Here is a 25,220-nt window from a genome sequence, read left to right as displayed (position 1 = left end):
TCCGGACTACTCGATCACACCGCAGGCAAACCGTGCTCCACCGCCGCCAAGGGGCTTAGGCTCATCGGAGTAATTGTCGCCCCCCATGTGAACCATCAAAGCTCTACCTTTGATTTCATCCAGTGATTTCAGACGCGGAGCCGTGACGCTTTGCGTCACATTGCCAGCGGCGTCTGTCTTGAGCAGAGGCAGATCACCAAGGTGCCCCTCGCCTTCCGGCCCCATATGATGCTTGGAATGTGAGGGGTCGTAATGCCCACCGGCAGCTTGCGCCGGAACAGTTTTTCCATCCTGCTCAGCCGGTGCGCAGCTTCCTTTCTCGTGAACATGAAAGCCATGCTCACCGGCAGGAAGACCATGCAAATCGGGTTTGAATTGCAATCCGTCAGCAGTCTGCGAGATCTTGACGGTGCCGATTTCTTTCCCCTGCCCCGTCGGCAGAGCTTCGTAGAGTTTGACACTCACATCCGCCGCAACGGCTGGAACTGTCAGAAGCATCATTGCTGAAGCAATCAATAGCGGCTGCATCATTTCCTCCTGATCGCGATAATTCGTGATGAGAGGACAACGCATACCGTCAGAAATTGTTCGAAAATAAATGTTCGAAGGGCGGACCGCATGACAAACGGCTGCCACGCGGCCCGCCACAGACTATACCGTCACGAATTGAGCCATCATGCCCACATCTTCATGTTCCAGCACATGGCAATGGAACATGAACGGGTGACTCTTCGCCCCCTCACGGTCGAAATGGACAAGTATTTCGGCCTTGCCATCGATCAAAGCAGTATCCTTCCATCCCGACTGGTGCGCTGGCGGAGCCTTGCCGTTAAGGGAAAGAATACGGAATGACGCTCCGTGGATATGGAATGGGTGTGGCATCTCCTTCGTTGTAAGATCCCAAATCTCCCAAGAACCAAGTTTGGCCTCAACATCAATGCGATCCATGTCGAACGGTTTACCCGCGATTGCCATTTCCACACCCGAGGTCAGAGCTTCAAGCGCAGGCCCCGCATCGGCGGAACTCCTGGCGCCGTGCATATCATGATCCATCGCGCCGGACATTGAGCTCATATCCATATTGCCCATATTATGCCCTGCATGAGGGTCGGCTGATGGCTTAACCATCATCAGTTTCATATTCTCTGCCATCCGCTCGTCGAAGAAGAACGAACGGCGTTTTACAGAAAGTTTTTCATCAGGCGCATCAGGACCATCGAGACGATCTGGAAGGGTCGCGATTTTCCCTTGCAACGCAGCGTCTACGACAAACCGCATCAATTGCAGATCATCACCGCCGCTGTCATCGCCATAGGTCACCAGGTCAGCCGCCTCGCCGTTGGAGAAATCAACCAGAACCTCATAACGTTCACCGGGGCTGATGGTCAGCCTTTCGACCTGTTCTGGCTTTCCAATGAAGCCGCCATCTGATGCTATGACAAGCAAAGGCCGATCATCACCCAGACGAATATGGAAGTTTCGCGCATTGGCACCGTTCAAAATACGCAGACGCACGATGGACGCGGGAACACGCGCTTCCGGTGAAACGACACCATTGACGATAAGCTTGTCGCCTCGGAAGCCATGCATCAAATCCATGATATCGGGTTGATAGACCTTATCACCCTCAATCACTCGGCGATCCTGAAGCACCAATGGAATATCATCCACGCCGTAATCTTCCGGCAGCCCGCGTTCAGCATCCTTGCCATCAGTTACCACCATCAAACCCGCGATGCCCATATGCGCCTGGCGAGCAGTGTTTCCATGCAGATGCGGATGAAACCAGTTGAACGAAGCTGCCTGATTAACTGTGACTTTCGGCTTCCACTCCCCGCCCGCTGCTATCAGATTATGCGGTCCACCGTCGAGGACGGACGGAACAAACAGCCCATGCCAATGAAGCGTGGTTTCTTCATCCATGTCATTTTTGACGGAAAGGGTAACCGTTTCCCCGTTCTTCAAGCGGACGAGTGGGCCAAGGTAAGCACCATTGATGCCAGCAGATACCGCTTCGCTTCCTTCTTCAAAACTGTGTCGCCCCTTCTGTACTTTCAGTTTAACAACACCTGATGCATCGGGTTCGAGCAGAGCCGGTAAGGGCAAAGGACGACCGGCTCGAGCGGTTGACTGGGCAGATGCGCCGTGCCCCATATGCTGATGTGCATCTTGTGCCCGGCTGTCAAAGGGGCGAATTGCTGTAATAAAGGCAGCCCCTGCCCCAAGGGTCAGCAGGCGGCGGCGTGTAATTCCAGACATGGTAAGTCTCCAGACAATAATCATAATAGCCGCCAAATCTTTGACGGCGATTTCCAGATCAAGCCTGATGCGTTATCGGAGGGCGCAGATCTCTGTTCGGAGAATTGCCATTCAGCGCCGCAACAAGCGGCGGCAAGCCGAAATCCTGTGTGGAATCAGAGGCGCGCAAGTCCGTCGCCAACTGAACAACACATCCACATGTCATCATGACACAAACATTTAGTGTTTTGGCACCGTGATCCATTGGTGCAGTCTTGCCCTTGTCCACCGACATAGACATCGACAAGCCGTCCATATGATGCGGCATACTCACATGACATTCGGAACCCGTCTGCACAGATGGCGTGTCATGCGCCATCGCATAACAAAGCTGCACGGAAACGAGAAACAGGAACGAGAGCAATGTCACAAGCATACGGGAAGGCAAACGCAAGACCGCATGGCCTCGTGCTGTATTCCTCATACCGATATCGTACTTTGCTCGATACATCTTTGTTTCCAAACAGACGACATGGGAAATCTAGTCGTACGACGCGGCAATTGAAAGACCAGGCCGAGTGATGACGGGAATTTTATCCACTTTCGCTTTTCTTTCTAAATCAGCCCATCCGAAATCATAAAGTTGCTCAAAAGCCGTTTTCTGCTTGCGATTCCATACTCTGCGGTTTTAAAGAAACCATATCTCGGGCCCCTCCCCCTAATTTAGACGGCCCGCAAATATTGGATCTGAAAAAATGACTGTCGCTGTAGCGGTTTCCCCGCAGAAAAATTCCGCGCGCCGCGTTCTGGCCGCGAGCATGATCGGCACAACGATCGAATTCTTTGACTTCTATATTTATGCAACCGCTGCGGTGATCGTGTTCCCGCATTTGTTCTTCCCTGCGAGCGACGGCAACTCCGCGCTTCTCCAGTCTCTGGCAACCTTTGCGATTGCCTTCTTTGCCCGTCCTATCGGTGGCGCCCTGTTCGGTCACTTTGGAGACAAGGTCGGGCGCAAGGCGACGCTGGTGGCCGCACTCATGACCATGGGCATTTCCACGGTCGCCATCGGTTTCCTACCAACATACGACTCCATCGGCGTATGGGCAGCTCTCCTGCTGGCTCTCTGCCGTCTGGGTCAGGGACTTGGCCTTGGTGGTGAATGGGGCGGCGCAGTGCTGCTTGCAACAGAAAATGCACCGGAAGGCAAGCGCACATGGTACGGCATGTTCCCGCAGCTCGGCGCACCAGTTGGCTTCATTCTGGCAACAGGCATCTTCCTCGTTCTGGCTGAAGCTCTCACTGAAGAACAGTTTTTTGCTTTCGGCTGGCGCATTCCATTCATCGCCAGCGCCCTTCTGGTCGGTGTCGGCCTCTTCATCCGACTGAAAATCGCTGAAACGCCAGAATTCCAGAAGGCAATCGACAAGGCTGAACGCGTCGAAGTACCAGTCGCCACGCTGTTCAAAAAACACAAGGCGAGCCTGTTTCTCGGCACCATCGGTGCGGTTGCGACCTTCGTCCTGTTCTATCTGATGACGGTCTTCTCGCTGGGATGGGGCACACGCGCACTTGGTTACAGCCGCGAGGAATTTCTTATCCTGCAAATGGCCGGCGTAATCTTCTTCGGGCTCATGATTCCGGTTGCAGCGTTGCTGTCCGACCGCTTTGGCATGCGCCCAGTCTGATCTTCGTCACAGTCCTGATCGGTCTCTACGGCTTCATCATGGCGCCGTTGTTCATGGCTGGCACGGCTGGTGTTCTCGCATTCCTCATCATTGGCTTCGGCTTGATGGGCCTGACCTACGGTCCAATTGGTGCCGCTCTGGCCGAGCCGTTCCCAACTTCCGTGCGCTACACTGGCGCTTCATTGACCTTCAATCTGGCGGGTATCCTCGGTGCTTCGGTTGCACCCTATATCGCAACCTGGCTCGCAACGCATTATAGCTTCAACTATGTCGGCTATTACATGTCTGTTGCCGCGGTTATATCGCTGATCGGTTTTGCCTTCATCTCGTTCAAGCGCGACGAGTAATAAACCCTACGAAACAAAAAGCCCGCGTGGACTAATCCACGCGGGCTTTTCTTTTCTAAAAAAGCGTACTGCTCTTATTCAGTGTCTGCAGCTTCCAGCGCGATAGCCACCGACTGAATAATCGATGCAAAACGCACGGCGGTCTGGATCGTTTCCGACGTCACATTGGCCTTGCGCAGGACATCCTCATGCGCATCAATGCACATGCCACAACCGTTGATCGCAGATACAGCCAGCGACCAGAGTTCGAAATCGATCTTATCGACACCCGGATTACCGATCACATTCATGCGCAGCTTCGCTGGCATGGTGCGATAGTCCTTGTTGGTCGCAAGATGCACGAAGCGGTAATAGACGTTGTTCATGCCCATGATCGACGCAGCAGACTTTGCCGCCTGGATGACGGAAGCATCGACCTTGGCAGCTGCTTCGGCAACAAGCGCCTTGCGCACATCGGCATTTCGAGAGGCAATGCCGCAGGCGACAAACAGACCGTATTTCTGTTGCGATGTCAGAGTTTCGTCGCTTGCCATCGACGAAAGATTGAGACGAACGTCCTTGGCGAAATCCGGGATCTTTGACTTCAGATCATCAATGGACATGGAACCCTCTTTATCTGTCATTTGGATATTAGATAAAAGAAAGGCGGGCCTTGACCCGCCTTTCTGCAAACCAATCAGGGCCTATCAGGCAGCCTTGAGCGTCTCGCCGCCGACTTCGCGGTTGCATGGGCAAAGCTCATCGGTCTGCAGCGCATCGAGAACGCGCAGCGTATCTTTTGGAGCGCGACCAACATTGAGGTTGGTTGCGTAAACGTGCTGGATCGTGTTGTCCGGATCGACAACAAAGGTGTAGCGGTATGCGACGCCGTCCGGCGAACGAACACCGAGGCCATCGACCAGCGAACCATTGGTGTCGGCAAACGACCAGATCGGCAGCTTGTCGAGGTCCTTGTGATCGCGACGCCATGCAAGCTTCACGAATTCATTGTCGGTCGAACCGCCCAGAACGACTGCGTCGCGGTCTTCGAAATCCGAAGCAAGACGCGCAAATTCAGCGATTTCGGTCGGGCACACAAAGGTAAAATCCTTCGGGTAAAAGAAGATAACCTTCCACTTGCCCGCGAAGCTTGCTTCGGTGATTTCTTCAAATGCCGAAACGCCGTTTTCTTCGTGATGGTTAAAACCGGGCTTTACGCCGGTGACCTTGAAAGAGGGAAGCTTGTCGCCGATACCGAGCATTTTATACCTGCCTGTAAATTCAATTGTTATACGGAAATTTCTGAAATTTCAGAATTATCCGTCTGCGAGTCAGATATAGGCGTTCTTGTTAAATCGGTCAAAGCGATTATAACGATCAAATCCATCGATTATAACGATGGAGAAAAATCGAAAGATTCAATGCTCAACATAAGTGTCCGTCAGCTCCATTACTTTATGGCCCTTGTCAAAGCGGGATCCTTTTCGCGTGCAGCCGAGGTTGTGGGTGTTACCCAGTCGACGCTGAGTGCGGCGATCCAGGCACTCGAGACAGAGCTTGGCGTAATACTGATCGATCGATCGGGCAGGCGAATGCAGCTGCTGCCTGCCGGTGAAGATTTTCTGGCACGCGCTCGTACGATCATAGCCCTCATTGAAGAACTACCCGAACACGCGCGGCAGGCCGAGCGACCGCTGACCACCAGACTGCGAATGGGTGTCATCCCTTCAATAGCGCCATTTCTGCTGCCTAAAGTCCTGCCCGCGACCGCCAAAGCTTTTCCCGAATTGCAGTTGACCATTCGCGAAGGCCTCACTCGGTCGTTGCTCGACAGCTTGCGTTCAGGTTCGCTCGATGTAGCACTCGTCGCCCATCCATACGATCTCGATGAATTTGAGGTAGCAGGACTTAGTCGGGACATTTTCTATCTGGCAGTACGGCGCGATCACGCGCTGGCCAATCGTGATCGGGTCGATGCAGATGATTTACAGGACCAGCCGTTTCTTTTGCTGGAAACCGGGCATTGCCTTCGTGAACACGTCATGGCTGCGATAGGTTCCGCCCCAGCTCAAGCGAGCGGCGACGTTCACGCCACCTCCATCATGACCTTGGTACAGCTCGTTGATTTCGGGATGGGAGTTACTCTGTTGCCTGAAGTGGCAGTCAAAGCCGGAGTGACCCGCGGAACAGAGCTGAGTATCGTTCCATATGAGGGCAAGAACAATTACCGCTCACTGGTTCTCGTCTGGCGCTCCAACGCCGCCCGCCGCAACGAATTCCAGCTCTTCGCTGACCATCTTCGCAGCAAGTGCATGAAACCAGCCTAGAGAATTCCCCACGCGCGAAACCGCCCCCTCCCGGTGATTTCCCGCAAATTGAGCTCCGAAATCAGCTTCAGCGCCCCTTGCTGTGTAACCTGAAGTTCCTTCTCCACCATCTGGCTGGAAATCACGGGGCTGCGCAGAACCATCTCCATCAATTGCGGCAATCGCGAATTGGACCTGCGCCCCTTGAGCTTACGCTGCATCTGCTCGCGCGCCAGAAGCAGCCGGTCATGCTCCTTCATGGTCGTATCGGCGGCATCTTCGATGCTTTCGAAAAACGCCCTGAGACGGACCAGACGATTGGGTGAACGCCGTTCATCCGGTCGTTTCGCGCGGAGACCGAGGCTGATCGCCGGCAAATGGCCCATTGCAAGACCACTTTGACGTAAGAAGGCGGCAGTCAGCAATCGGCCAATCCATGACGATCGCTGAACAACCTCCAGAGAAAACCATGCATCGTAGATCAAAGCGGCGCGCATGAGTGGCGGCAGATGCTTTGTCGCCGCAAGACAATCCCGCCATTCCTGCAAACGTGCATCCTCATCCCAGTCATCGTCGTAAAGTAGTGTATCCCGCGCAGCAGTTTCCGGTTTGGGTTTGCCTGGAACTCCGCCTTTCAAAAGTGCGTCAGTCCGCGCAAGCAAATTGTCAATGTCATCAAGCAACGGATCGACTTCGCCGTCCGTTGCCTCTGACGGCTCAATTTCTGCAGGTGTCGTATCAACCGTTGGGCCGAGCAATTGTTGAATGCCGGTCGGGCCAAGAGCCCAGTCGGCCGACCTTCCAGCAATCTGTCGGCGCATGCGCAATACGGCATGTCCGATGGTCAGCGCGTGGCTTGGCATCCGACTGTCCATGAAGGCATCATGTAGGACCAAGTCTTCCATATGCACAAGTTCGCCTTCAAGCCACATCGAAGCGACAGCATCGTGCATATGCATCCGCTCGACCATACCTTCGCGAATGGGCGAGCGCGAAAGCCGCTCGTCCAGCCGCACCAGAGCCGCCGTAGCCTTGCTCACGGGTACGAAAAACTCTTCAAAAGGCAAATCATCAATCTTGTAGGCCATACCCCGCATATCGCAGCCGATTGCGGAAAAAGGCAAACAAAATTGCCGCCTTATCCGAGAACTTCCGCAACTTTGACAGTGCAGCCTTCCCTGACCGAACGAAGTGCCGCCTCAGCCAGAGCCAAAGCTTGCAATCCATCCTCCGCTGAAGGGTGCGGCGCTTTGCCAGTATCCAAAGCATCGATAAACGAGGCGATTTCCGCTGCATAAGCAGCCGTATAGCGGGTCATGAAAAAATCATGCAATGGCGGGCGGTTATAGCCATCTCTGGTCGCAATCTCTATCGAGACTGGACGTTGGTTTTCCGCCGAAACAGCACCGAGCGATCCGTGAACTTCAATGCGCTGATCGTAGCCGTAGGAAGCACGACGTGAATTGGAAATAACGCACTGACGGCCGGAAGCAGTCGTCAAAATGACACTCGCACTGTCATAATCGCCGAGTTCTCCGATCTTTGGGTCGACGAGTACCGAAGCCGCGGCCGATACGCTCTCGATTTCCTCACCGAGAAGAAATCGCGCCATGTCAAAATCGTGGATCGTCATGTCGCGGAAAATACCGCCGGATACCTTGATATATTCTGCAGGCGGCGCCCCCGGATCGCGGCTGGTGATCGTCACCATTTCAACATTGCCGATGCGTCCATCTTCGATAGCCTTGTGGACTGCCGCAAAATGGGGATCGAAACGACGATTGAAACCCAGCATCACCTTCGCGCCAGTGTCACGAATGACAGCGAGACAAGCTCGAACACGTGCAATATCGAGATCGATGGGCTTTTCGCAGAAAACGGCCTTGCCGGCGCGAGAAAACCGTTCAATAAGATCGGCGTGCGTATTGGTCGGTGTGCATATCAGCACTGCATCTATATCGTCTGATGTCTCGATTTCGTCGATGGTTCGAACGTCCGCACCAGCAGTATCGGCAATTGCTCTCGCCGCCGCCTCATTGGCGTCAGCGACGGCAACCAATCGGGCCCGCTTGTCCGCAGCAATTGCGCCTGCATGAACCTTGCCGATACGGCCCGCGCCGAGCAGCGCCAGACGTGTAACCATTGCCTCATCCTCCCAGGAAACGGCCATCTTCAGTCATCGAAGATACGCTATAGAATATTTATTCTATTTTGCTAGAATGTGACATAAAGATTGTCAAGGACCATATTGAAAGGCCAACAATGGATTCCCCTGCCCCGTCATCGATCAACGTTCCGGTGAATATCAAGGAATTCGAAACGAAGCTGCTGGAGGTTTCCGATCGCTTGCCGAAGAGGCTCAAGCAATGCGCCGATTTCGTCGCCGCCAACCAGGATCGCATCGCTGTGTCGACCGTTGCTGAGATGGCTGAGGGCGCAGGTGTGCAGAGTTCCGCCTTCATGCGCTTCTGCCAGATCATGGGGTTCTCCGGCTTTTCGGAAATGCAGAAGCTGTTCCGGGATTCCTATGCGGGAGGCTGGCCTGATTATTCGACCAGATTGCAGCATTTGCGCGAGACCGCAACAGGCAGTGCACCTGCCCTTCTTGCCGAATTTGCTGAGGCAGGGCGTACTTCCCTCGAAGGCTTGCTCAAGACCATCGATCCAAATGCACTCGAAAAGGCCGTTCAGCTACTGGCCAGCGCACAAACAATCCACATTGTCGGCATCCGCCGCGCTTTTCCCGTTGCGAGCTACCTGGCTTATGCGCTGGAGAAGATGCAAGTGCCTGCCATGCTGCATAGTGCGGTCGGTAAACTGGAGAATCTGCATGCCATTCGCGAAGGCGACGTGCTCCTGGCGATTACGTTTTCGCCCTACTCACCGGAAACGGTCGCCATGGCCGAAACCGTCGCCGCACGCGGTATCGATGTCGTCGGCATAACCGACACGTTTGTCAGTCCGATGAGCAAATCCGCAAAACAGACATTGCTCGTTTCCGAGGTGGATTTCGGCGCCTTCCGCTCACTCTCCGCAACGCTTTGTCTCGCCATAGCGCTCGCTGTCGCCGTGGGTACCGCGCGTCAAAGCGACTGATCCTTCCCGTGCATTATTCCATTTTTCAGTTGAAATAGAATAATAAATCTATTTTAATCAAAAATGGAATAACTGCTATGTGCACATGAATCATGCACAGCCTTGCAGCAATAAGAAAGTAGCGAGGGAGGATTGTTGTGAAGCGGCTCGACTTGATCACGATTGGCCGATCTTCGGTTGACCTTTATGGCGCGCAGGTGGGCGGCCTTCTGGAAGACATGGCCTCCTTCAACAAATATGTAGGTGGTTCTCCCACCAATATTGCAACTGGGACTGCGCGGTTGGGCCTTAAATCGGCGTTGATCACGCGTGTCGGCGACGAGCATATGGGGCGCTTCCTGCTGCGCGAACTCGAGCGCGAAGGCGTGGATACACGTGGCATCGTCACCGATCCGGAGCGCCTGACCGCCCTCGTCATTCTCGGCATTCGCGACCAACAGCATTTTCCGCTGATATTCTATCGCGAGAATTGTGCCGACATGGCATTGTGCGAGAACGACATTGATCCGGCCTTCATCGCCGAAGCTGGCTGTGTTCTGGCTACCGGCACACACTTATCCCATCCAAAAACGGAAGCAGCTGTCCTGAAAGCACTCCGTCTTGCGCGCGACAATGGCAGCCGGACAGCGCTCGATATAGATTATCGCCCCAATCTCTGGGGACTTTCCGGACACGGCGATGGCGAAAACCGCTTTATCGAATCCGCAGATGTCACGACCAAACTGCAATCGACGCTCCACCTGTTTGATCTTGTCGTCGGAACAGAAGAAGAGTTTCATATTGCAGGCGGCTCAACAGATACACTTCAGGCGCTGAAAGCCGTGCGCGCAGTAACGGACGCTGCACTGGTTTGCAAACGCGGCCCCATGGGAGCCGTGGTTTTCGAAGGCCCAATCCCTAACAGCCTCGACGAGGGACAGAGCGGCGAAGGGTTCCCGATTGACGTTTTTAATGTGCTTGGTGCGGGTGACGGGTTCATGTCCGGGCTTTTGCGCGGCTGGCTGAAAGATGGAGACTGGCCTACCAGCCTCAAATTCGCCAATGCCTGCGGGGCTTTTGCAGTCTCGCGACATGGATGCACGCCAGCTTATCCGAGCTGGGAAGAGCTTCAGTATTTTTTCCGTACCGGCATTCGCAACAAGGCTTTGCGCAAGGATGCCGCGCTGGAGCAGATACATTGGTCCACCAATCGCAACGGCCACTGGCCACATATGCGCGTTTTTGCCTTTGATCACCGTATTCAACTGGAAGAAATGGCCGCCGAGGCGAGCGTTTCAACGGAAAAGATTGGGGAGTTCAAACAGCTTTGCCTGAAAGCGGCCTTGCAGGTGGCAAACGGGGCAGAAGGTTACGGCATATTGTGTGATGGTCGACTGGGCCGCGATGCTCTTTACCGAGCCGCAGGCACGGGCTTATGGATCGGTCGCCCGACCGAATGGCCCGGCTCGCGTCCGCTCAAGCTGGAACCGGAACTCGGACCAGACTGCGGTGGACTGGTTGAGTGGCCTGTCGAGAATGTAGTGAAGTTGCTATGCTTCTACCATCCGGATGACACAGCCGAGTTCAAGGCAGAACAGGAAGAAACTGTTTCACGTCTTTTCGCAGCCGCACGGCGCAACCGACTGGAATTCCTGCTGGAAATCATCCCATCCAAAGCAGGTCCCGTCGATGACAACACAACTGCGCGTGTGATCGAGCGGTTTTATGAAATCGGCGTCTATCCCGACTGGTGGAAGCTAGAGCCCATGAAAACCAGGGCGGCATGGGCCAATGCCTGTGACGCGATCCTACGCAACGATGCACACACACGCGGTATCGTTGTTCTAGGACTGGACGCACCGGCCGAAGAACTGGAAGCCAGTCTTGCAATTGCTGCTGAATTCGACCTCGTCAAAGGCTTTGCAGTGGGACGTACGATCTTTGGTGACGCGGCACGCAAATGGCTGAACGGCCTGATCAGCGACGAAGAAGCAATCGCCGACATGGTGACGCGCTATCGTGGCCTTTGCAATGTCTGGGATGGCGTGCGTACATTTTGAATTCGTTCTGCCGGGAGGAAGCTGGAGGAGCTATGAAAACCGTTCGATTGACCGCCGCACAGGCATTGGTGCGCTACCTCGCCAATCAGATGACGCCGGATGGTGAGACCTTTATCGCAGGCGTTTGGGCTATTTTCGGCCACGGAAACGTGGCCGGACTTGGCGAGGCCCTCCATGGCATTCGCGAAGAACTGCCTACATGGCGCGGCCATAATGAACAGACCATGGCCCATGCAGCTATTGCTTATACCAAGCAGCTTGGCCGCAAGCGTGCCTGTGCTGTCACCTCCTCCATCGGCCCCGGCGCAACAAATATGGTCACGGCAGCAGCCCTTGCCCATGTGAACCGCCTACCAGTTCTCCTCATTCCCGGCGACGTCTTTGCCAATCGTGGACCTGATCCTGTCTTGCAGCAAATCGAAGATTTCAATGACGGCACTATGACCGTGAATGACTGTTTTCGTCCGGTCAGCCGCTATTTCGACAGGATCACCCGACCTGAACAGCTTCTCACTGCCCTGCCCCGCTCCTTCCGCACCATGACCGATCCTGCTGATTGTGGGCCGGTTACGCTTGCTTTCTGTCAGGATGTGCAAACGGAAGCATATGACTGGCCGGAAGAGTTCTTTGAACCGAAAGTCTGGCACTGGCGCCGTCCACCGCCGGATGAGAATGAACTGAATGCCGCAGCAGCGGCAATCAAGGCAGCGCTTAAACCCGTTATCGTTGCAGGCGGCGGAGTGCACTACTCCGGCGCTCACGAAGCGTTGCACAATTTTGCCGAAGCACATGGCATTCCAGTCATCGAGACACAGGCTGGGAAATCGGCGCTACCGTGGGATCACCCGCTCAATTTTGGTCCGGTTGGCGTGACTGGGGCAGACAGCGCCAATGCCATCGCAGCGGAAGCCGATCTGGTGATCGGTGTTGGCACGCGCTTTCAGGACTTCACGACCGGATCATGGGCGCTGTTCAAACACCCCGGACGCAAGCTTCTCTCGCTAAACGTCCAACCATACGACGGCTCAAAGCACGGTTCGCTTCCATTGGTTGCCGATGCAAAGATTGGACTTGAAGCGCTCACGAAAGCGGTTGGCAGCTATAAACGCCACCCCGTAGACGCAGCATTGAAAGAGAAATGGTTTGCGGCGGCAGACCGGTTTACCGCTGCCCCAAGCGATGGCAATACCTTGCCGACTGATATGCAGGTAATCGGCGCAGTGCAGCGTCAGGCACGAGAGAACACCGTTGTCATGTGCGCGGCAGGCACGATGCCGGGAGAGTTGCACCAACTCTGGAAAGCCGGTCGTCCCATGTCCTATCACATGGAATATGGCTTTTCGTGCATGGGTTATGAAATCGCCGGTGGCCTTGGCATCAAGATGGCCGAGCCGGGTCGAGATATCATCGTCATGGTCGGCGACGGTTCCTACATGATGGCCAATTCCGAACTCGCCACTGCCGTCATGATGGGGCAGAAGATTACAATTGTTGTTACCGACAATCGCGGTTTTGGCTGTATCAACCGGCTGCAGATGGCAACCGGCGGCGCCGAATTCAACAATCTCCTCGACCATTCGAGCCACGTGAACCCGTCGCACATCGATTTCGCCGCTCACGCCGGAGCCATGGGTGCAGATACGAAGAAAGTAGGCTCAATCCGCGAACTGGAAGAAGCACTGGCGGAAACCCGCAACAGCCCACGCACCACAGTCGTCATTATCGACACCGATCCTTACCCTACCCCTGAAACTGGCGGTTGGTGGTGGGATGTCGCTGTGCCGGAAGTCTCGGAGCGCGAACAGGTGCGTGCCGCACGTAAAGATTATGAAGCTAAGCTCAAAGAAAGAAACTGACCGATGATCCTCTATGGCACCAATCCTATTGCCTGGTCGAACGACGATGATCGCAGCCTCGGCGCGCATATCACCCTGGATCAATGTCTCGATGAAACCGCTGAGATCGGTTTCGACGGGATAGAGAAAGGTCACAAGTTTCCGCAGGAGCCGGCCGCACTAAAAGCTGTGCTTGAACCGCGCAAACTTCGCTATGTATCGGGCTGGCATTCACTCAACCTGCTGGTGAATCCGGTCGAAGAAGAAAAGAAAGCAATGCAGCCTGCGCTCGACCTCCTGAAGGCGATGGGTTCGAAGGTCATCATTGTTTGCGAAACGTCGAATGCCATTCACGGCGACAACGACAAGCCGTTATCCGAGCGTCCGGTGCTGGAAGAAGCGCGCTGGGAAGAATTCGGCGCGGGCGTAGAAGCACTCGCAGAATATGCTGCGGCCCAAGGTATTGCGCTTGTCTACCATCACCACATGGGAACGGTAGTGCAGAGCGAGGACGAGATAGATCTTATGATGCAGCATACAGGACCACATGCGAAGCTTCTTCTTGATACAGGTCACTGCCTGTTTGGTGGCGGCGATCCAGAACGGGTTGCGAAAAAGCATATGGGCCGCGTCGGGCATATCCACGCCAAGAACGTTCGCCCGGCGATAGCCACTGAAGTACGCAACCAGAGCCTGTCGTTTCTGGAGGGAGTCCGTCGCGGCGTCTTCACCGTTCCGGGCGATGTAGATGGCGGCGTCGACTTCGTGCCCGTGCTGAAAGTTGCCGCTGACAAAACCTATCAAGGCTGGCTGGTGATCGAGGCCGAACAGGACCCGGATATTCGTAATCCCTATGAGTATCAGTCGCTTGGACTGAAATCGCTGAAATCATTCGCACGCGAAGCAGGACTCGACGAAGGAGACTGACACATGGCCAATTTGTTACGCAAGCCCAAGGGCACGCATGGCAAGGTCCACGACATTACCCCGGAAAGCGCCGAATGGAGCTATGTCGGGTTCAGCCTCTACCGTCTCAAATCCGGCGAGAGTGTCTCCGAAAAGACCGGATCGACTGAAGTGATCCTCGTTCTTGTCGAAGGCAAGGCAAAGATTTCCGCCTCAGACAAGGATTTCGGCGAGATGGGCGAACGCATGAACGTGTTCGAGAAACTGCCGCCACATTGCCTCTATGTGCCTGCTGAAAGCCACTGGCATGCAACCGCCACGACAGATTGTGTTTTGGCCGTTTGCACCGCGCCGGGCAAACCGGGCCGCAAGGTGCAGAAGCTTGGGCCAGAAAGCCTGACACTTGAACAACGGGGAAAAGGCGCCAACACCCGCTTCATCCATAATATCGCTATGGAAGGCCGCGATGTTGCCGATAGCCTGCTTGTTACCGAGGTATTCACACCGCAAGGAAACTGGTCATCCTATCCGCCCCACAGACATGACGAAGACAATTTTCCGGACATGACCTATCTGGAAGAGACATATTATCACCGCCTCAATCCGGCGCAGGGCTTCGGCTTCCAGCGTGTTTTCAGCGAAGATGGAAGTCTTGATGAAACCATGGCGGTCTCTGACGGAGATGTTGTGCTTGTGCCCAAAGGCCATCATCCATGTGGCGCACCCTATGGCTATGAGATGTATTATCTCAACGTGATGGCTGGTCCTTTGCGCAAGTGGCGGTTCAAAAACCATCCCGATCACGACTGGATTTTCAAGCGCGACAATCCCTGACCTGTCTCTGATCTCACTTCGGAGCAAGATCAACTCGTGTAAACTACCGGCAAGTCTGTGGAGGACTTTGCCTATTTGCTTTTTGGGAGAGTCAATTGAACGAGCGTGTACGCTTCCAGCTGTCGTCTGCAGTCTTTGTCATTCTGGCACGCGGGCCAGAAATCTGCATGTTGCAGCGGAAGACAACCGGATGGATGGACGGCTGGTTCAGCATTCCAGCCGGAGGGCTGGAGGCGGGCGAAACAATCCGGGCAGCAGCGGCACGTGAAGCCTTCGAAGAGACTGGCATAATTATCGCGCCGGAAGCTCTAAGACCGGTCCACACCTTGCACAGTCTGACGACTGGCAATCAATGGCTGGGTCATTTCTTCCGCGCCGATGAATGGACCGGCACGCCTACCCTATGTGAGCCAGACAAGCATGCCGATCTGCAATGGAGGAGACTGGACAATCTGCCGGATAATACGATTCCCTACGTCCGGCAGGCACTCCTCTGCGCGGCTGGCAACGAACCCTATTCAGAATATGGCTGGAACCGAAATCCCGAAAAGATCATATCCAATTCTATAGGCGAGCAACCTTCTTGAGGTCCTCGATTGCACCGGGCCCAGCTACGAAAACTTTGTTGCCCTTGGTGAGCTTTTCTCCATCGACAGGGAACGGATGAGCATAGCCGCCCGCCTCACGCACGAGGCAAAAGCCGGCCATACAATCCCAGGCATGCATATAAGGCTCATAATATCCAACTAGCCTGCCAGCCGCGACATAAGCGATCATCAACGCGCCGGAACCATTGCGAATAAATGTTCCGCCCGCCTCAAGCAGGTCTTCCACGATTTTCGCCACGACCTGCGGCGTAACGTAGTTGTTGGCACCAATGCCCGTCACAGAATTACGGATTGTGCGGCTGGGATCGAGAACCAGCCTCTTGCCATCAAGTGTTGCGCCCAGGCCTTTTGCGGAGGCATACAGCTCGTCAAAGCACGGGGCCTGGATTACGCCGATGACAGGCTCACCGTCTTTCAGAACCGCGATGGAAACACACCAGTTCGGCATGCCATTGACGAAAGGACTGGTGCCATCGATCGGATCTACAACCCAAGTGTAACCCGAAGTGCCTTCATTCAGCCCGTACTCCTCTCCCAGAAATCCGTCTTGAGAGAAGGTTTCCGACACACGAGCACGGATAAGCTGTTCAACGTCCCTGTCCGCAATCGACACTACATCCTGCGGATCGCGCTTGGTTTCGATAACCAGTGTTTCACGCCGCTTGAAATAGTCGAGAGCCTTGGCGCCCGCCTCGCGCGCGATCTTTTCGGCGAGCGCCAGCCGCGCTTCTAGTTCCTGTCGGGGATGAGACGTCATGATGATTTTCCGGTGAGAGATAATGAAAGGCGCGACGTTTCTGCGCCTATTGACTGATAATGGCAAGCCCGCGCGTTTTGAACTCGATAGAGACGTCGGTTTGTGGCGGCAGAGCCTCTTCGACCGCCGGATCGACTATGAAAAGCTTGCCGTGTTCGGTCTCGATTTCATACTCGATATGATCGCCGAGATAGGCCGAATGCGCGACACGTCCGGGGAAGCCGCCGCCAGCCTTTGGCTGCAAGGTCACCGCATTGGGACGGATCGCAAGCTGCGCCGGACCCGGTCGGGCGTTGCGCGCGGTAACCCGGTGAGTCAGACTGCCCACACGAATGACAGCTTCGCTCCCATCTGCCGTCATCACCTCACACGGCACAACATTCGCCTCTCCCATGAAATCCGCTATAAAGGCTGAGGCCGGTGTTTCATAGAGATCACGAGGGCTGCCCTTCTGTGCGATATTGCCCTCTTTCATGACGATGATTGTGTCGGAGACAGCGAGCGCCTCGTCCTGGTCGTGCGTGACATAGACAGCGGTAAACCCGAGCCGCTGCTGAAGCTCGCGAATTTCGGTGCGCACCCGGCGGCGCAAACGAGCGTCAAGGTTCGAAAGCGGTTCATCCAGAAGCAAAACCTGGGGCTCCAGCACCAGAGCGCGGGCCACCGCGACGCGCTGTTGCTGGCCACCCGACAGTTCTGCCGGAAGGCGATGCCCCATTCCCGCAAGACCCACGAGCTTCAGCCCCTCTTCCGCACGTTCGCGCGCTTCCGCTTTTTTCAAGCCCGACGACTCCAGGCCGTAGGCCACATTGTCGAGCGAGTTCATATGCGGAAAGAGCGCATAGGACTGGAAGACCATCGACACGTCCCGCTCATTGGCTGGCAGATTGGTCACGTCCTTGCCACCGATCAGAATGCGACCCGAAGTCGGGTGTTCAAGCCCAGCCAGCAGCCGCAATGTCGTCGTCTTGCCACAACCGGATGGTCCAAGGAGCGTCACCAGAGTTCCCGGCTCGACGGTCAGGGACAGATCGGGCAAGGCGGTAAAATTACCGAATTTCTTGGTAACATTTTCAAATGTAACGGAGCCGGGACGGATCGCAGTCATGCGGTTTTCTCCTGACGAACGGTTTTGACGGGGGCGACAGCGGCAACGCGGTTCTCGCGCCTGAGCTTGCGTTCACCCACGAGAAGCTGGAAGCCTGTAATGACCACGATCATCACGACAATCAGCATTGATGAATATGCGATGGCCACGCCGAATTCACCGTTTTCGACCAGACCGACAATGTAGGATGTCGCCATGTTGTATTGCGCCGAAACGAGGAAAATGACCGCGCTGATGGATGTGATGGCGCGTACGAAGGAATAGACCAGTGCGGCTGTGATTGCAGGACGCAGCAGTGGCAGAATGACCTTCCGGATCGTTCGGAAACTGTTTGCCCGCAACGTCAGAGACGCTTCATCAAGACTCTTGTCGAGCTGGCTCATGGCTGCGATACCGCCGCGGACGCCAACAGGCATGTTACGGAATACGAAACATGCGATCAGGATCAGCGCAGTACCAGTCATTTCAAGCGGTGGCAGATTGAAAGCCATGATGTAGCTGACACCGATGACGGTTCCAGGAATGGCGAAGCTCAACATCAGGGCGAACTCGAAGATGTTCCGTCCGACGAAACGCTGGCGAACGATCAGATAGGCGGTCAGCAAACCGACTGCTGCAGTCAGCGGAGCTGAAATCAGCGAGATTTCCATCGTCGTCCAGAACGAATTCCAAGCCACGCCGGTCCATGCAATGCCATTCTCGGTCCAATTAATCGAAAAGGCGCGCGCATAGTGTTCGACTGTCAATGTATTATCGAGCCCCCACTGCCGCACAAAGCCGCCGATAAGGATCATCACGTAAACAACAACAGTGAAGATCATCCAGGGAATAACAAGGGCATAAACGCCAATCTTTAACCCGTTTGGCAACCCAGCATGCATGCCGGAATCACCCTTGCCGGTCACCGTCGCAAAATTCTTACCCGACAGCCAGACGCGCTGGATGAGAAATGCGGTCAATGTAAAGCAGAGCAGCACGATGGCGAGAACCGCCGCACGCGATGGATCGTTCTGCGCGCCCACCACGGCAAAGAATATTTCGGTCGAAAGCACGCCATTGCTGCCACCAAGTACCATCGGATTGCCGAAATCCGCCATGCTTTCGATAAAAGCGATAAGAAATGCATTGGCAAGACCCGGTGCCATCAGCGGCAGAGAAACCCTCCGAAACGTGCGCCAGCGATCAGCACGCAAAGTTTGCGACGCCTCTTCCATCGACGGTGACACACCTTCCACAACGCCAATAAGCACGAGGAAAGAAATCGGTGTGAAAGACAGGACCTGTGCGATCCATATGCCAGTGAGGCCATAAAGCCATCGGCCCGGCTCCACGCCGAATATATTAGATATCTGTTCCGTCACCACGCCTGCGCGGCCAAAAAGCAGTGTCAATGCAAGACCGACAACGAAGGGCGGCGTGATGATCGGCAATATGGTGAGAAGCCGTAAGCCCTTTTTGAAAGGGAAACCTGTGCGGGTCGCAACCAGTGCAAATGCCAGCCCCAACACTGTGGATCCGGTTGCCGTCATCAGCGCCAGCCACAATGTGCGCCACGCGACACCACATCGCCCCTCACCAATAACGCAGGCCAGACTCCAGATCGAGGAATCCTGAATGTTGCCAATGAAACCCTCAGGCTTGAATGAGCCATCGAAGTCCTGCACCGATCCGGCAAACATGCTGATAACAGGATAGAAGACGAATACAGCAACCAAGGCGACAAGCAGGGTAATGGAAGAGACGACGAATGCGTCCCCCTTCATTACGCCGCGTTCTGCGAGACCAAACGAGAAAATCAACAGAAAGCAGAAGCCCGTCAGGATAGCTCCGGCACCGAAGGCCGGCTGTCCGTCAGAAAGTGCACCGAACAGGTTTTCACTGATCATCCAGTTCCAGCCGGAAAAGCCGATGGCCAAGCCTTGCAGCGCCAGGAAAAGTACACCAAGAAGGCTCGCCCATATCAGAACGCCGCTCCGACGTTCGACAGGCAATAGGAAGCGGGCACCAGCACAAAGCAGCATGAATACAGCAACAGCGCCAAGCCAAGGCCGCCCGAAGAAGGCTATCTGCCAAAGGCCCGGTGCCGTTGCACCATCGCCGAACATTCCAGCCAGCCAGCCGAAACTCAGAAAGCCGTCTTCTATGCGATACCACGGCAACACGGCAAATGCCGCGAACGCTAGTGCCAGAATGATATCCAGTCTGCGATTGTGCTGTTTCATGGATGTCCGCGTCCCTCCAGATCGGGGATTTCCAAGGAATGACGAGAGGCATCGGTTCCTGCATATTTCAGGAAGCCGCTACCTTACTTCGTCATCCGGGACAGGTGCGTCGCGCAACAAGAGCGGCGCACCCGGATTTCAAGCCAATGAAAAATCAGTTGGCGTGAGCACCGATTTCCTTATCCCAGCGCTCAAGCAATTCCTTGCGCTTGGCCGGTTCGCCATAGGTCTTGAAGTCATAATCGATGAGCTTGATGTCCTCGAAGCGCGGGGATTCCTTTGGAACCTCGGCTGATTTGTTGGACGGCAACTGGAAGGACTTCGCATCCTTCATGTGCGACTGCACTTCGGCGGTCAGCGCCCAGTCGTACCACTTCTTCGCACTTTCGAGATTCTTGGCGCCCTTGATGATCGACATGGAACCAATTTCGTAGCCTGTGCCTTCACACGGTGCGACCGACTTGATCGGGAAACCTTCTGCCGTCATCGATACTGCATCATGCATGAAGACGATGCCGATGCCAGTTTCACCACGCGCAGCCGACTTGACGGGAGCCGAGCCAGACTTGGTGTACTGCGATACATTTTCGTTGAGCTTCTTCAGATAATCATAGGCTTTGTCTTCACCCATGATCTGAACAAGCGTTGCCAGTGCCGTGTAGGCGGTACCGGAAGAATTCGGATTGGCCATCTGGATTTCGCCCTTATAGGACGCATCAAGCAGATCGGCCCAGCATTTCGGCTCTTTCAGGTTCTTCTTGGCAAGAATATCGGTGTTGTAACCCCAACCGAGCGCACCGGCATAAACCCCGACCGTACGGAAGCCGGAGCTTTCAGCCTGCTTTTGGGCCCAATCATTCAGTTGGTCAAGCATTGGCGATTTGTATTCGAGCGTCAGCCCTTCAGATGCAGCCTGCAGGTGCGGATCACCTGTACCGGCCCACCAGATATCCGTCTTCGGATTGCGCGCTTCGGCACGCACCTTGGCATAGGTTTCCCCGGAAGAAAGCCGCACCATGTTGACCTTGATGCCAGTATCCTTCTCGAACATGTTCTTCATCTGCTCACAGATGACCACATCCGCGGAACAGATAAGATTGAGATTGCCTGCGGCCTGCGCAGAAAAAGCGAATGAAGATACACCTGCGGCCAGCGCCGCAACCAGAAATGCTGAACGCATTGTTTTCCTCCCTTTATACGGCGCCTCCACGCCGACGCTTTTGCAAGCGTGTGCATAGTGTTTGCCTTTTATGAAAGCCTGTCAATGCCTTTGTAAATTTTATTCTGAAATTACAAAAAATAATCCAATCATTCTGTTTTCGAATATCATTTGCACAGCCATGCAAATCTGTACCGACAAAAGAAAAAGGCGGCTGAAGCCGCCCTTTTTTGTCCTTTCCTGTCCCGAACGGGATCAGCCGATTGCCATCAAGCTCGCATTACCACCCGCTGCTGTGGTGTTAATCGACGTCGAAACCTCTTCCAGCAACCAGTTGAGGCAATAGACGTCCGGGTTGATTGCCAGCTCTTCCGTGGAAGCAGCCTGAGTCAGAACCAACGGTCCGGGAAGCGTTGCAAGCTTCTTGTTAATCTCGACGATGCGTTCAGCATCCCCTTCAACCAACGCTCCAGCGAACGGTGCGTCGGATTCCCAGTTATTGGTCCAGATCGTGCGCGCCGCGACTGAAGCTGGAACATCTTTCAAGACATTCCGCAAACCTGAAGCCTCGTCGACATACACAGTGTTGCCCGTAGCGAGGGCAGCCGTCATCTGGCGATAAAGGCCTGCTTCCGTTTGCGGAACCAGCAGGATATTTCCACGCGGATGCAACGCATAAAGATTGCGCTCGCCGACCGGGCCCGGCAATTCAAGGTCAAGACCGAGAGCCGAAGCGCTACCGGTGTCGCGCGCAGCCTGAGCCAGATCGTTCATGCCGCGCTGGCCAAGCCATTTCGCAAAATCCTTGAGCGCCGGATCAGTGTGAACCGAGCTGTGGCGCGGCGGGATCGGCGCTGTTTCGACGAGACGTCCAAGGTAGAGCGGACCGCCTGCCTTGGGACCAGTGCCGGACATGCCGCGTCCGCCGAATGGCTGCACGCCGACAACCGCGCCGATAACGTTGCGATTGATATAGATATTGCCGACGCGGATACGATCCGCAACATTGGCGATCGTCTCATCAAGGCGCGTATGCAGGCCGAAAGTAAGCCCGTAACCGGTTGCGTTGATATCATCGATCAGGCGCTCCATATCATCGCGCTTGTAGCGCACGACATGCAGAACCGGGCCGAAGACTTCCCGCTTCAAATCGCGAAGCGAGTTGATCTCGATGATGGTCGGCGCAACGAAAGTTCCATTCTGTGTTTCAGGACCGAGCGGAAGCTGCTCAACCTTGCGACCGAGATCGCGCATACCCTGAACGTGCTTTTCGATGATGGTCTTGGCTTCATCGGTGATAACCGGCCCGATATCGACCTTCAGCTTGTCCGTTCGACCGATGGATAGTTCCTTCAGCGCGCCCTTGAGCATTGTCAGGATACGGTCTGCGACATCTTCCTGCAGGCAAAGAACGCGCAGCGCCGAACAACGCTGACCGGCACTGTCGAACGCCGATGCAATCACGTCGAACACAACCTGCTCGGCCAGAGCGGATGAATCCACGATCATTGCGTTCTGACCGCCGGTCTCGGCAATCAACGGGATCGGTTTGCCGTTCGGCAACAGGCGCGAGGCAAGCTGAGCCTGAATAAGGCGCGCCACTTCGGTCGAGCCGGTGAACATCACGCCGCAAGTCTCTTCCGCAGCAACCAGCGCGGCCCCAATCCGGCCGTCCCCCGGCAGAAGTTGCAGCGCATCCGCTGGAATGCCAGCCTCGTGCAGGATGCGAACACCCTGTGCTGCAATCAGCGGCGTTTCTTCGGCAGGCTTTGCCAGCACGGGATTGCCTGCAACGAGTGCGGCTGCGATCTGGCCGGTAAAGATCGCCAGTGGGAAGTTCCACGGGCTGATGCAGACGATAGGTCCAAGCGCCTTGTGGCCGACGCCCAACGTACGACGGGTCTGTTCTGCATAATAACGCAGAAAATCGATGGCTTCGCGCACTTCAGCAATCGCGTTCGGCATGGATTTGCCCGCTTCGCGCATGATGAGGCCGAGCAGAACCGGCATATCACGCTGCATGATATCCGCTGCGCGCTCAAGACAAGCCGCACGTTCGGCTGGCGCAACCGCAGACCAACTTGCCGTTGCCTTCTGTGCCGCCTTCATGGCTTTCGCCACATCTCCTTCGGCGATCTCCGTCACCGTACCGACAACATCATTCCGGTCACCGGGGTTGAGAACCGAGCGGTTGGTGCCCTTTACCTTGGTTCCGGCAACCTGTGGTTCCGATGTCCACACGCGGTCAGCGCTTTCTTTCAGAATCTTGCTGAGTTCAGCGAGCGTGACTTCGTTCGACAGGTCGAAACCGTCAGAGTTCTTGCGAGCGCCAAAGAGATTTTCCGGCAGGGCAATCTGGTCGTGGCGTGCTCCGACAACAGCCATTGAGCGAACGACATCAACCGGATCAGCGATCAGCTCATCGACGGAGACACTTTCATCGCCGATGCGATTGACGAAAGACGAGTTCGCACCGTTTTCGAGAAGTCGGCGAACAAGGTAGGCCAGAAGCGTTTCATGTGTGCCGACCGGCGCATAGATACGGGCCGGGCGACCGAGCTTTTCGGCACCTACGACTTCGTCATAAAGCGGTTCCCCCATACCATGCAGGCACTGGAACTCGAACTTTCCGGTTTTGAAATCCGGACCAGCCAGATGATAGATGGTGGCCAGCGTCTGCGCATTATGCGTTGCAAACTGCGGGAAAACGGCATCTGTCGCCGCAAGGAGCTTGCGTGCGCATGCAATGTAGGAAACGTCGGTATGTACCTTGCGGGTATAAACCGGGAAGTCTTCCAGACCGTCAACCTGTGCGCGCTTGATTTCGGCGTCCCAATAGGCGCCCTTCACCAGACGAACCATGACGCGGCGCTTGTTCTGACGGGCCAGATCAATGATAAAATCAAGCACGAACGGGCAGCGCTTACCGTAAGCCTGCACCACGAAGCCGATGCCTTCCCAATCTGCGAGATCCGGATCTTCGATCAGGCTCTGCAACAGATCAAGCGACAGTTCCAGACGATCGGCTTCCTCGGCATCAATGTTGAGACCGATATTGTAGGACTTCGCGATAGCGGCCAGCGCCTTTACCTTCGGCAGCAATTCCCCCATGACGCGTTCGCTTTGCGCACGGACATAGCGCGGATGCAAAGCGGACAACTTGATGGAAATGCCGGGGCCATCGTAGATGCCGCGACCGGCGGACGCGCGACCAATGGCATGAATGGCGGTTTCGTAATCCTTGTAGTAACGCTCGGCGTCGGCAACGGTGGTCGCGGCCTCACCCAGCATGTCGTAGGAATAGCGGAAGCCACGTTCTTCCAGCGGCTTGGCGCGCTTCAGCGCTTCGTCAATGGTTTCGCCGGTGACAAACTGTTCGCCCATCATACGCATGGCCATATCAACGCCGCGACGAATGACAGGTTCACCACAACGGGCGATCAGGCGTGTCAGGGCAGCCGACAGGCCGCGATCATTGACCGTGTTTGTCAGCTTGCCCGTGACGACAAGCCCCCAGGTCGCAGCATTGACGAAGAGCGAGCGCCCTCCGCCGATATGAGATTTCCAGTCGCCATTCGAAATCTTGTCACGGATCAATGCATCACGCGTCGCCATGTCCGGAATGCGCAGCAGCGCCTCGGCAAGGCACATAAGCGCCACGCCCTCCTGGCTCGACAGCGAATATTCATGCACCAGGCCTTCGACGCCCGTACCCTTATGCTTGGCACGCAGCGCTTCAATCAGCTTGCGAGCAGTGGAGCGGACTTGCTTCGCCGTTTCTTCCGGCAGGGCGGCCTGCGCAGCCAATGCCGAAACGCATTCGGCCTCAGGACGGCGATAAGCGGCGGTAATCGCTTGCCTCAGTGTGCTTTGCTCGCGGATCGGCGGCGCAAAATTCTGGAAAACCGGATTGGTAGGAGCGGGTATGGTGTCGGTCATGGTGCAATGCTCACAAATGAAAACAGCCCCGAGCGTCTCTGCCCAGTTTAGCTCTGCTTTAAGTGGGCGCACACTATCATTTGTGCAAATTGCATTCTGCCTTCATTTGCCCCATATGAAGGAATATCGATCTTATTATATGTTCATTAAAAGGCTAAA

General features: G+C 55.3%; 19 protein-coding genes and 1 pseudogene. 8 read left to right on the top strand and 12 right to left on the bottom strand.

Annotated elements, in window-relative coordinates; genetic code table 11:
* Positions 1-6: 6 nt before the first annotated feature.
* The 3 genes from sodC to F9K91_RS15920 form a co-directional block, all read right to left on the bottom strand.
* Entirely contained in the window at positions 7-528 is a 522-nt protein-coding gene (gene sodC / locus F9K91_RS15930; protein ID WP_061347040.1) for a superoxide dismutase family protein, read from the bottom strand.
* 123 nt (positions 529-651) lie between these two features.
* Positions 652-2,259: a multicopper oxidase CueO gene (gene cueO / locus F9K91_RS15925; RefSeq protein WP_151678182.1), complete on the bottom strand. Its 1,608-nt coding sequence runs from the start codon at positions 2,257-2,259 to the stop codon at positions 652-654.
* 58 nt (positions 2,260-2,317) lie between these two features.
* On the bottom strand, positions 2,318-2,749 hold the full coding sequence (locus F9K91_RS15920) for a hypothetical protein (RefSeq protein WP_151651191.1): 432 nt from the start codon (positions 2,747-2,749) through the stop codon (positions 2,318-2,320).
* A gap of 244 nt (positions 2,750-2,993) precedes the next feature.
* Between F9K91_RS15920 and F9K91_RS15915 the strand changes: the two are divergent.
* Positions 2,994-4,273, top strand: a pseudogene (locus F9K91_RS15915) (MFS transporter).
* Between the two features lie 74 nt (positions 4,274-4,347).
* Here F9K91_RS15915 and F9K91_RS15910 read toward each other — a convergent pair.
* Positions 4,348-4,875 (bottom strand): carboxymuconolactone decarboxylase family protein, encoded by a 528-nt coding sequence (locus F9K91_RS15910; protein WP_151554507.1) that lies wholly within the window; start codon positions 4,873-4,875, stop codon positions 4,348-4,350.
* 84 nt (positions 4,876-4,959) lie between these two features.
* Positions 4,960-5,514: a peroxiredoxin gene (locus F9K91_RS15905; protein WP_006469087.1), complete on the bottom strand. Its 555-nt coding sequence runs from the start codon at positions 5,512-5,514 to the stop codon at positions 4,960-4,962.
* 159 nt (positions 5,515-5,673) lie between these two features.
* Here F9K91_RS15905 and F9K91_RS15900 point away from each other — a divergent pair, with 159 nt between their 5' ends.
* Positions 5,674-6,579 carry a hydrogen peroxide-inducible genes activator gene (locus tag F9K91_RS15900; protein WP_151651094.1) on the top strand — a complete coding sequence of 302 codons (906 nt, stop codon included), beginning with the start codon at positions 5,674-5,676 and terminating at the stop codon, positions 6,577-6,579.
* On the opposite strand, the gene F9K91_RS15895 is transcribed toward F9K91_RS15900, so the two are convergent.
* Together F9K91_RS15895 and iolG are read right to left on the bottom strand one after the other, a co-directional pair.
* Entirely contained in the window at positions 6,576-7,655 is a 1,080-nt protein-coding gene (locus F9K91_RS15895; RefSeq protein WP_412842171.1) for an RHE_PE00001 family protein, read from the bottom strand. The genes F9K91_RS15900 and F9K91_RS15895 overlap by 4 nt on opposite strands.
* Before the next feature lie 41 nt (positions 7,656-7,696).
* On the bottom strand, positions 7,697-8,701 hold the full coding sequence (iolG, locus tag F9K91_RS15890) for an inositol 2-dehydrogenase (RefSeq protein ID WP_151678180.1): 1,005 nt from the start codon (positions 8,699-8,701) through the stop codon (positions 7,697-7,699).
* Positions 8,702-8,820: 119 nt separating this feature from the next.
* On the opposite strand from iolG, the gene F9K91_RS15885 reads away from it, so the two are divergent.
* From F9K91_RS15885 to F9K91_RS15860, 6 genes are all read left to right on the top strand, one after another.
* A complete protein-coding gene (locus F9K91_RS15885) occupies positions 8,821-9,654 on the top strand; it encodes a MurR/RpiR family transcriptional regulator (RefSeq protein ID WP_151678179.1) in 834 nt (277 codons plus the stop codon).
* A gap of 137 nt (positions 9,655-9,791) precedes the next feature.
* Positions 9,792-11,693: a bifunctional 5-dehydro-2-deoxygluconokinase/5-dehydro-2-deoxyphosphogluconate aldolase gene (locus tag F9K91_RS15880; RefSeq protein WP_151678178.1), complete on the top strand. Its 1,902-nt coding sequence runs from the start codon at positions 9,792-9,794 to the stop codon at positions 11,691-11,693.
* A 32-nt stretch (positions 11,694-11,725) separates the two neighbouring features.
* Positions 11,726-13,549, top strand: a complete 1,824-nt coding sequence (gene iolD / locus F9K91_RS15875; protein WP_151678177.1) for a 3D-(3,5/4)-trihydroxycyclohexane-1,2-dione acylhydrolase (decyclizing) — start codon at positions 11,726-11,728, stop codon at positions 13,547-13,549.
* Between the two features lie 3 nt (positions 13,550-13,552).
* Entirely contained in the window at positions 13,553-14,455 is a 903-nt protein-coding gene (gene iolE / locus F9K91_RS15870; protein WP_151678176.1) for a myo-inosose-2 dehydratase, read from the top strand.
* A gap of 3 nt (positions 14,456-14,458) precedes the next feature.
* Positions 14,459-15,268 (top strand): 5-deoxy-glucuronate isomerase, encoded by an 810-nt coding sequence (gene iolB, locus F9K91_RS15865; RefSeq protein ID WP_151678175.1) that lies wholly within the window; start codon positions 14,459-14,461, stop codon positions 15,266-15,268.
* Positions 15,269-15,363: 95 nt separating this feature from the next.
* A complete protein-coding gene (locus F9K91_RS15860) occupies positions 15,364-15,855 on the top strand; it encodes an NUDIX hydrolase (protein ID WP_151678174.1) in 492 nt (163 codons plus the stop codon).
* On the opposite strand, the gene F9K91_RS15855 is transcribed toward F9K91_RS15860, so the two are convergent.
* The 5 genes from F9K91_RS15855 to putA all read right to left on the bottom strand — a co-directional run bounded on the left by F9K91_RS15855 (position 15,833) and on the right by putA (position 25,061).
* Positions 15,833-16,633, bottom strand: coding sequence for an inositol monophosphatase family protein (locus F9K91_RS15855; protein WP_151678173.1), 801 nt, complete (start codon positions 16,631-16,633; stop codon positions 15,833-15,835). The two genes, F9K91_RS15860 and F9K91_RS15855, sit on opposite strands and share 23 nt — an antisense overlap.
* 46 nt (positions 16,634-16,679) lie before the next feature.
* Positions 16,680-17,741 (bottom strand): ABC transporter ATP-binding protein, encoded by a 1,062-nt coding sequence (locus tag F9K91_RS15850; RefSeq protein ID WP_151651014.1) that lies wholly within the window; start codon positions 17,739-17,741, stop codon positions 16,680-16,682.
* Positions 17,738-19,963, bottom strand: coding sequence for an ABC transporter permease (locus tag F9K91_RS15845; protein ID WP_151678172.1), 2,226 nt, complete (start codon positions 19,961-19,963; stop codon positions 17,738-17,740). Before F9K91_RS15845 ends, F9K91_RS15850 begins: the two co-directional genes overlap by 4 nt.
* Positions 19,964-20,117: 154 nt before the next feature.
* Complete coding sequence (locus F9K91_RS15840; protein ID WP_151678171.1) at positions 20,118-21,143, bottom strand: ABC transporter substrate-binding protein; 1,026 nt, start codon at positions 21,141-21,143, stop codon at positions 20,118-20,120.
* Positions 21,144-21,377: 234 nt separating this feature from the next.
* Positions 21,378-25,061, bottom strand: coding sequence for a trifunctional transcriptional regulator/proline dehydrogenase/L-glutamate gamma-semialdehyde dehydrogenase (putA, locus tag F9K91_RS15835; protein ID WP_151678170.1), 3,684 nt, complete (start codon positions 25,059-25,061; stop codon positions 21,378-21,380).
* Positions 25,062-25,220 lie beyond the last annotated feature (159 nt).

It is taken from the genome of Brucella tritici (genome assembly GCF_008932295.1).
GTDB classification, from domain to species: Bacteria; Pseudomonadota; Alphaproteobacteria; order Rhizobiales; family Rhizobiaceae; genus Brucella; species Brucella tritici.
This window is presented reverse-complemented; position numbering and strand designations above follow the sequence as displayed.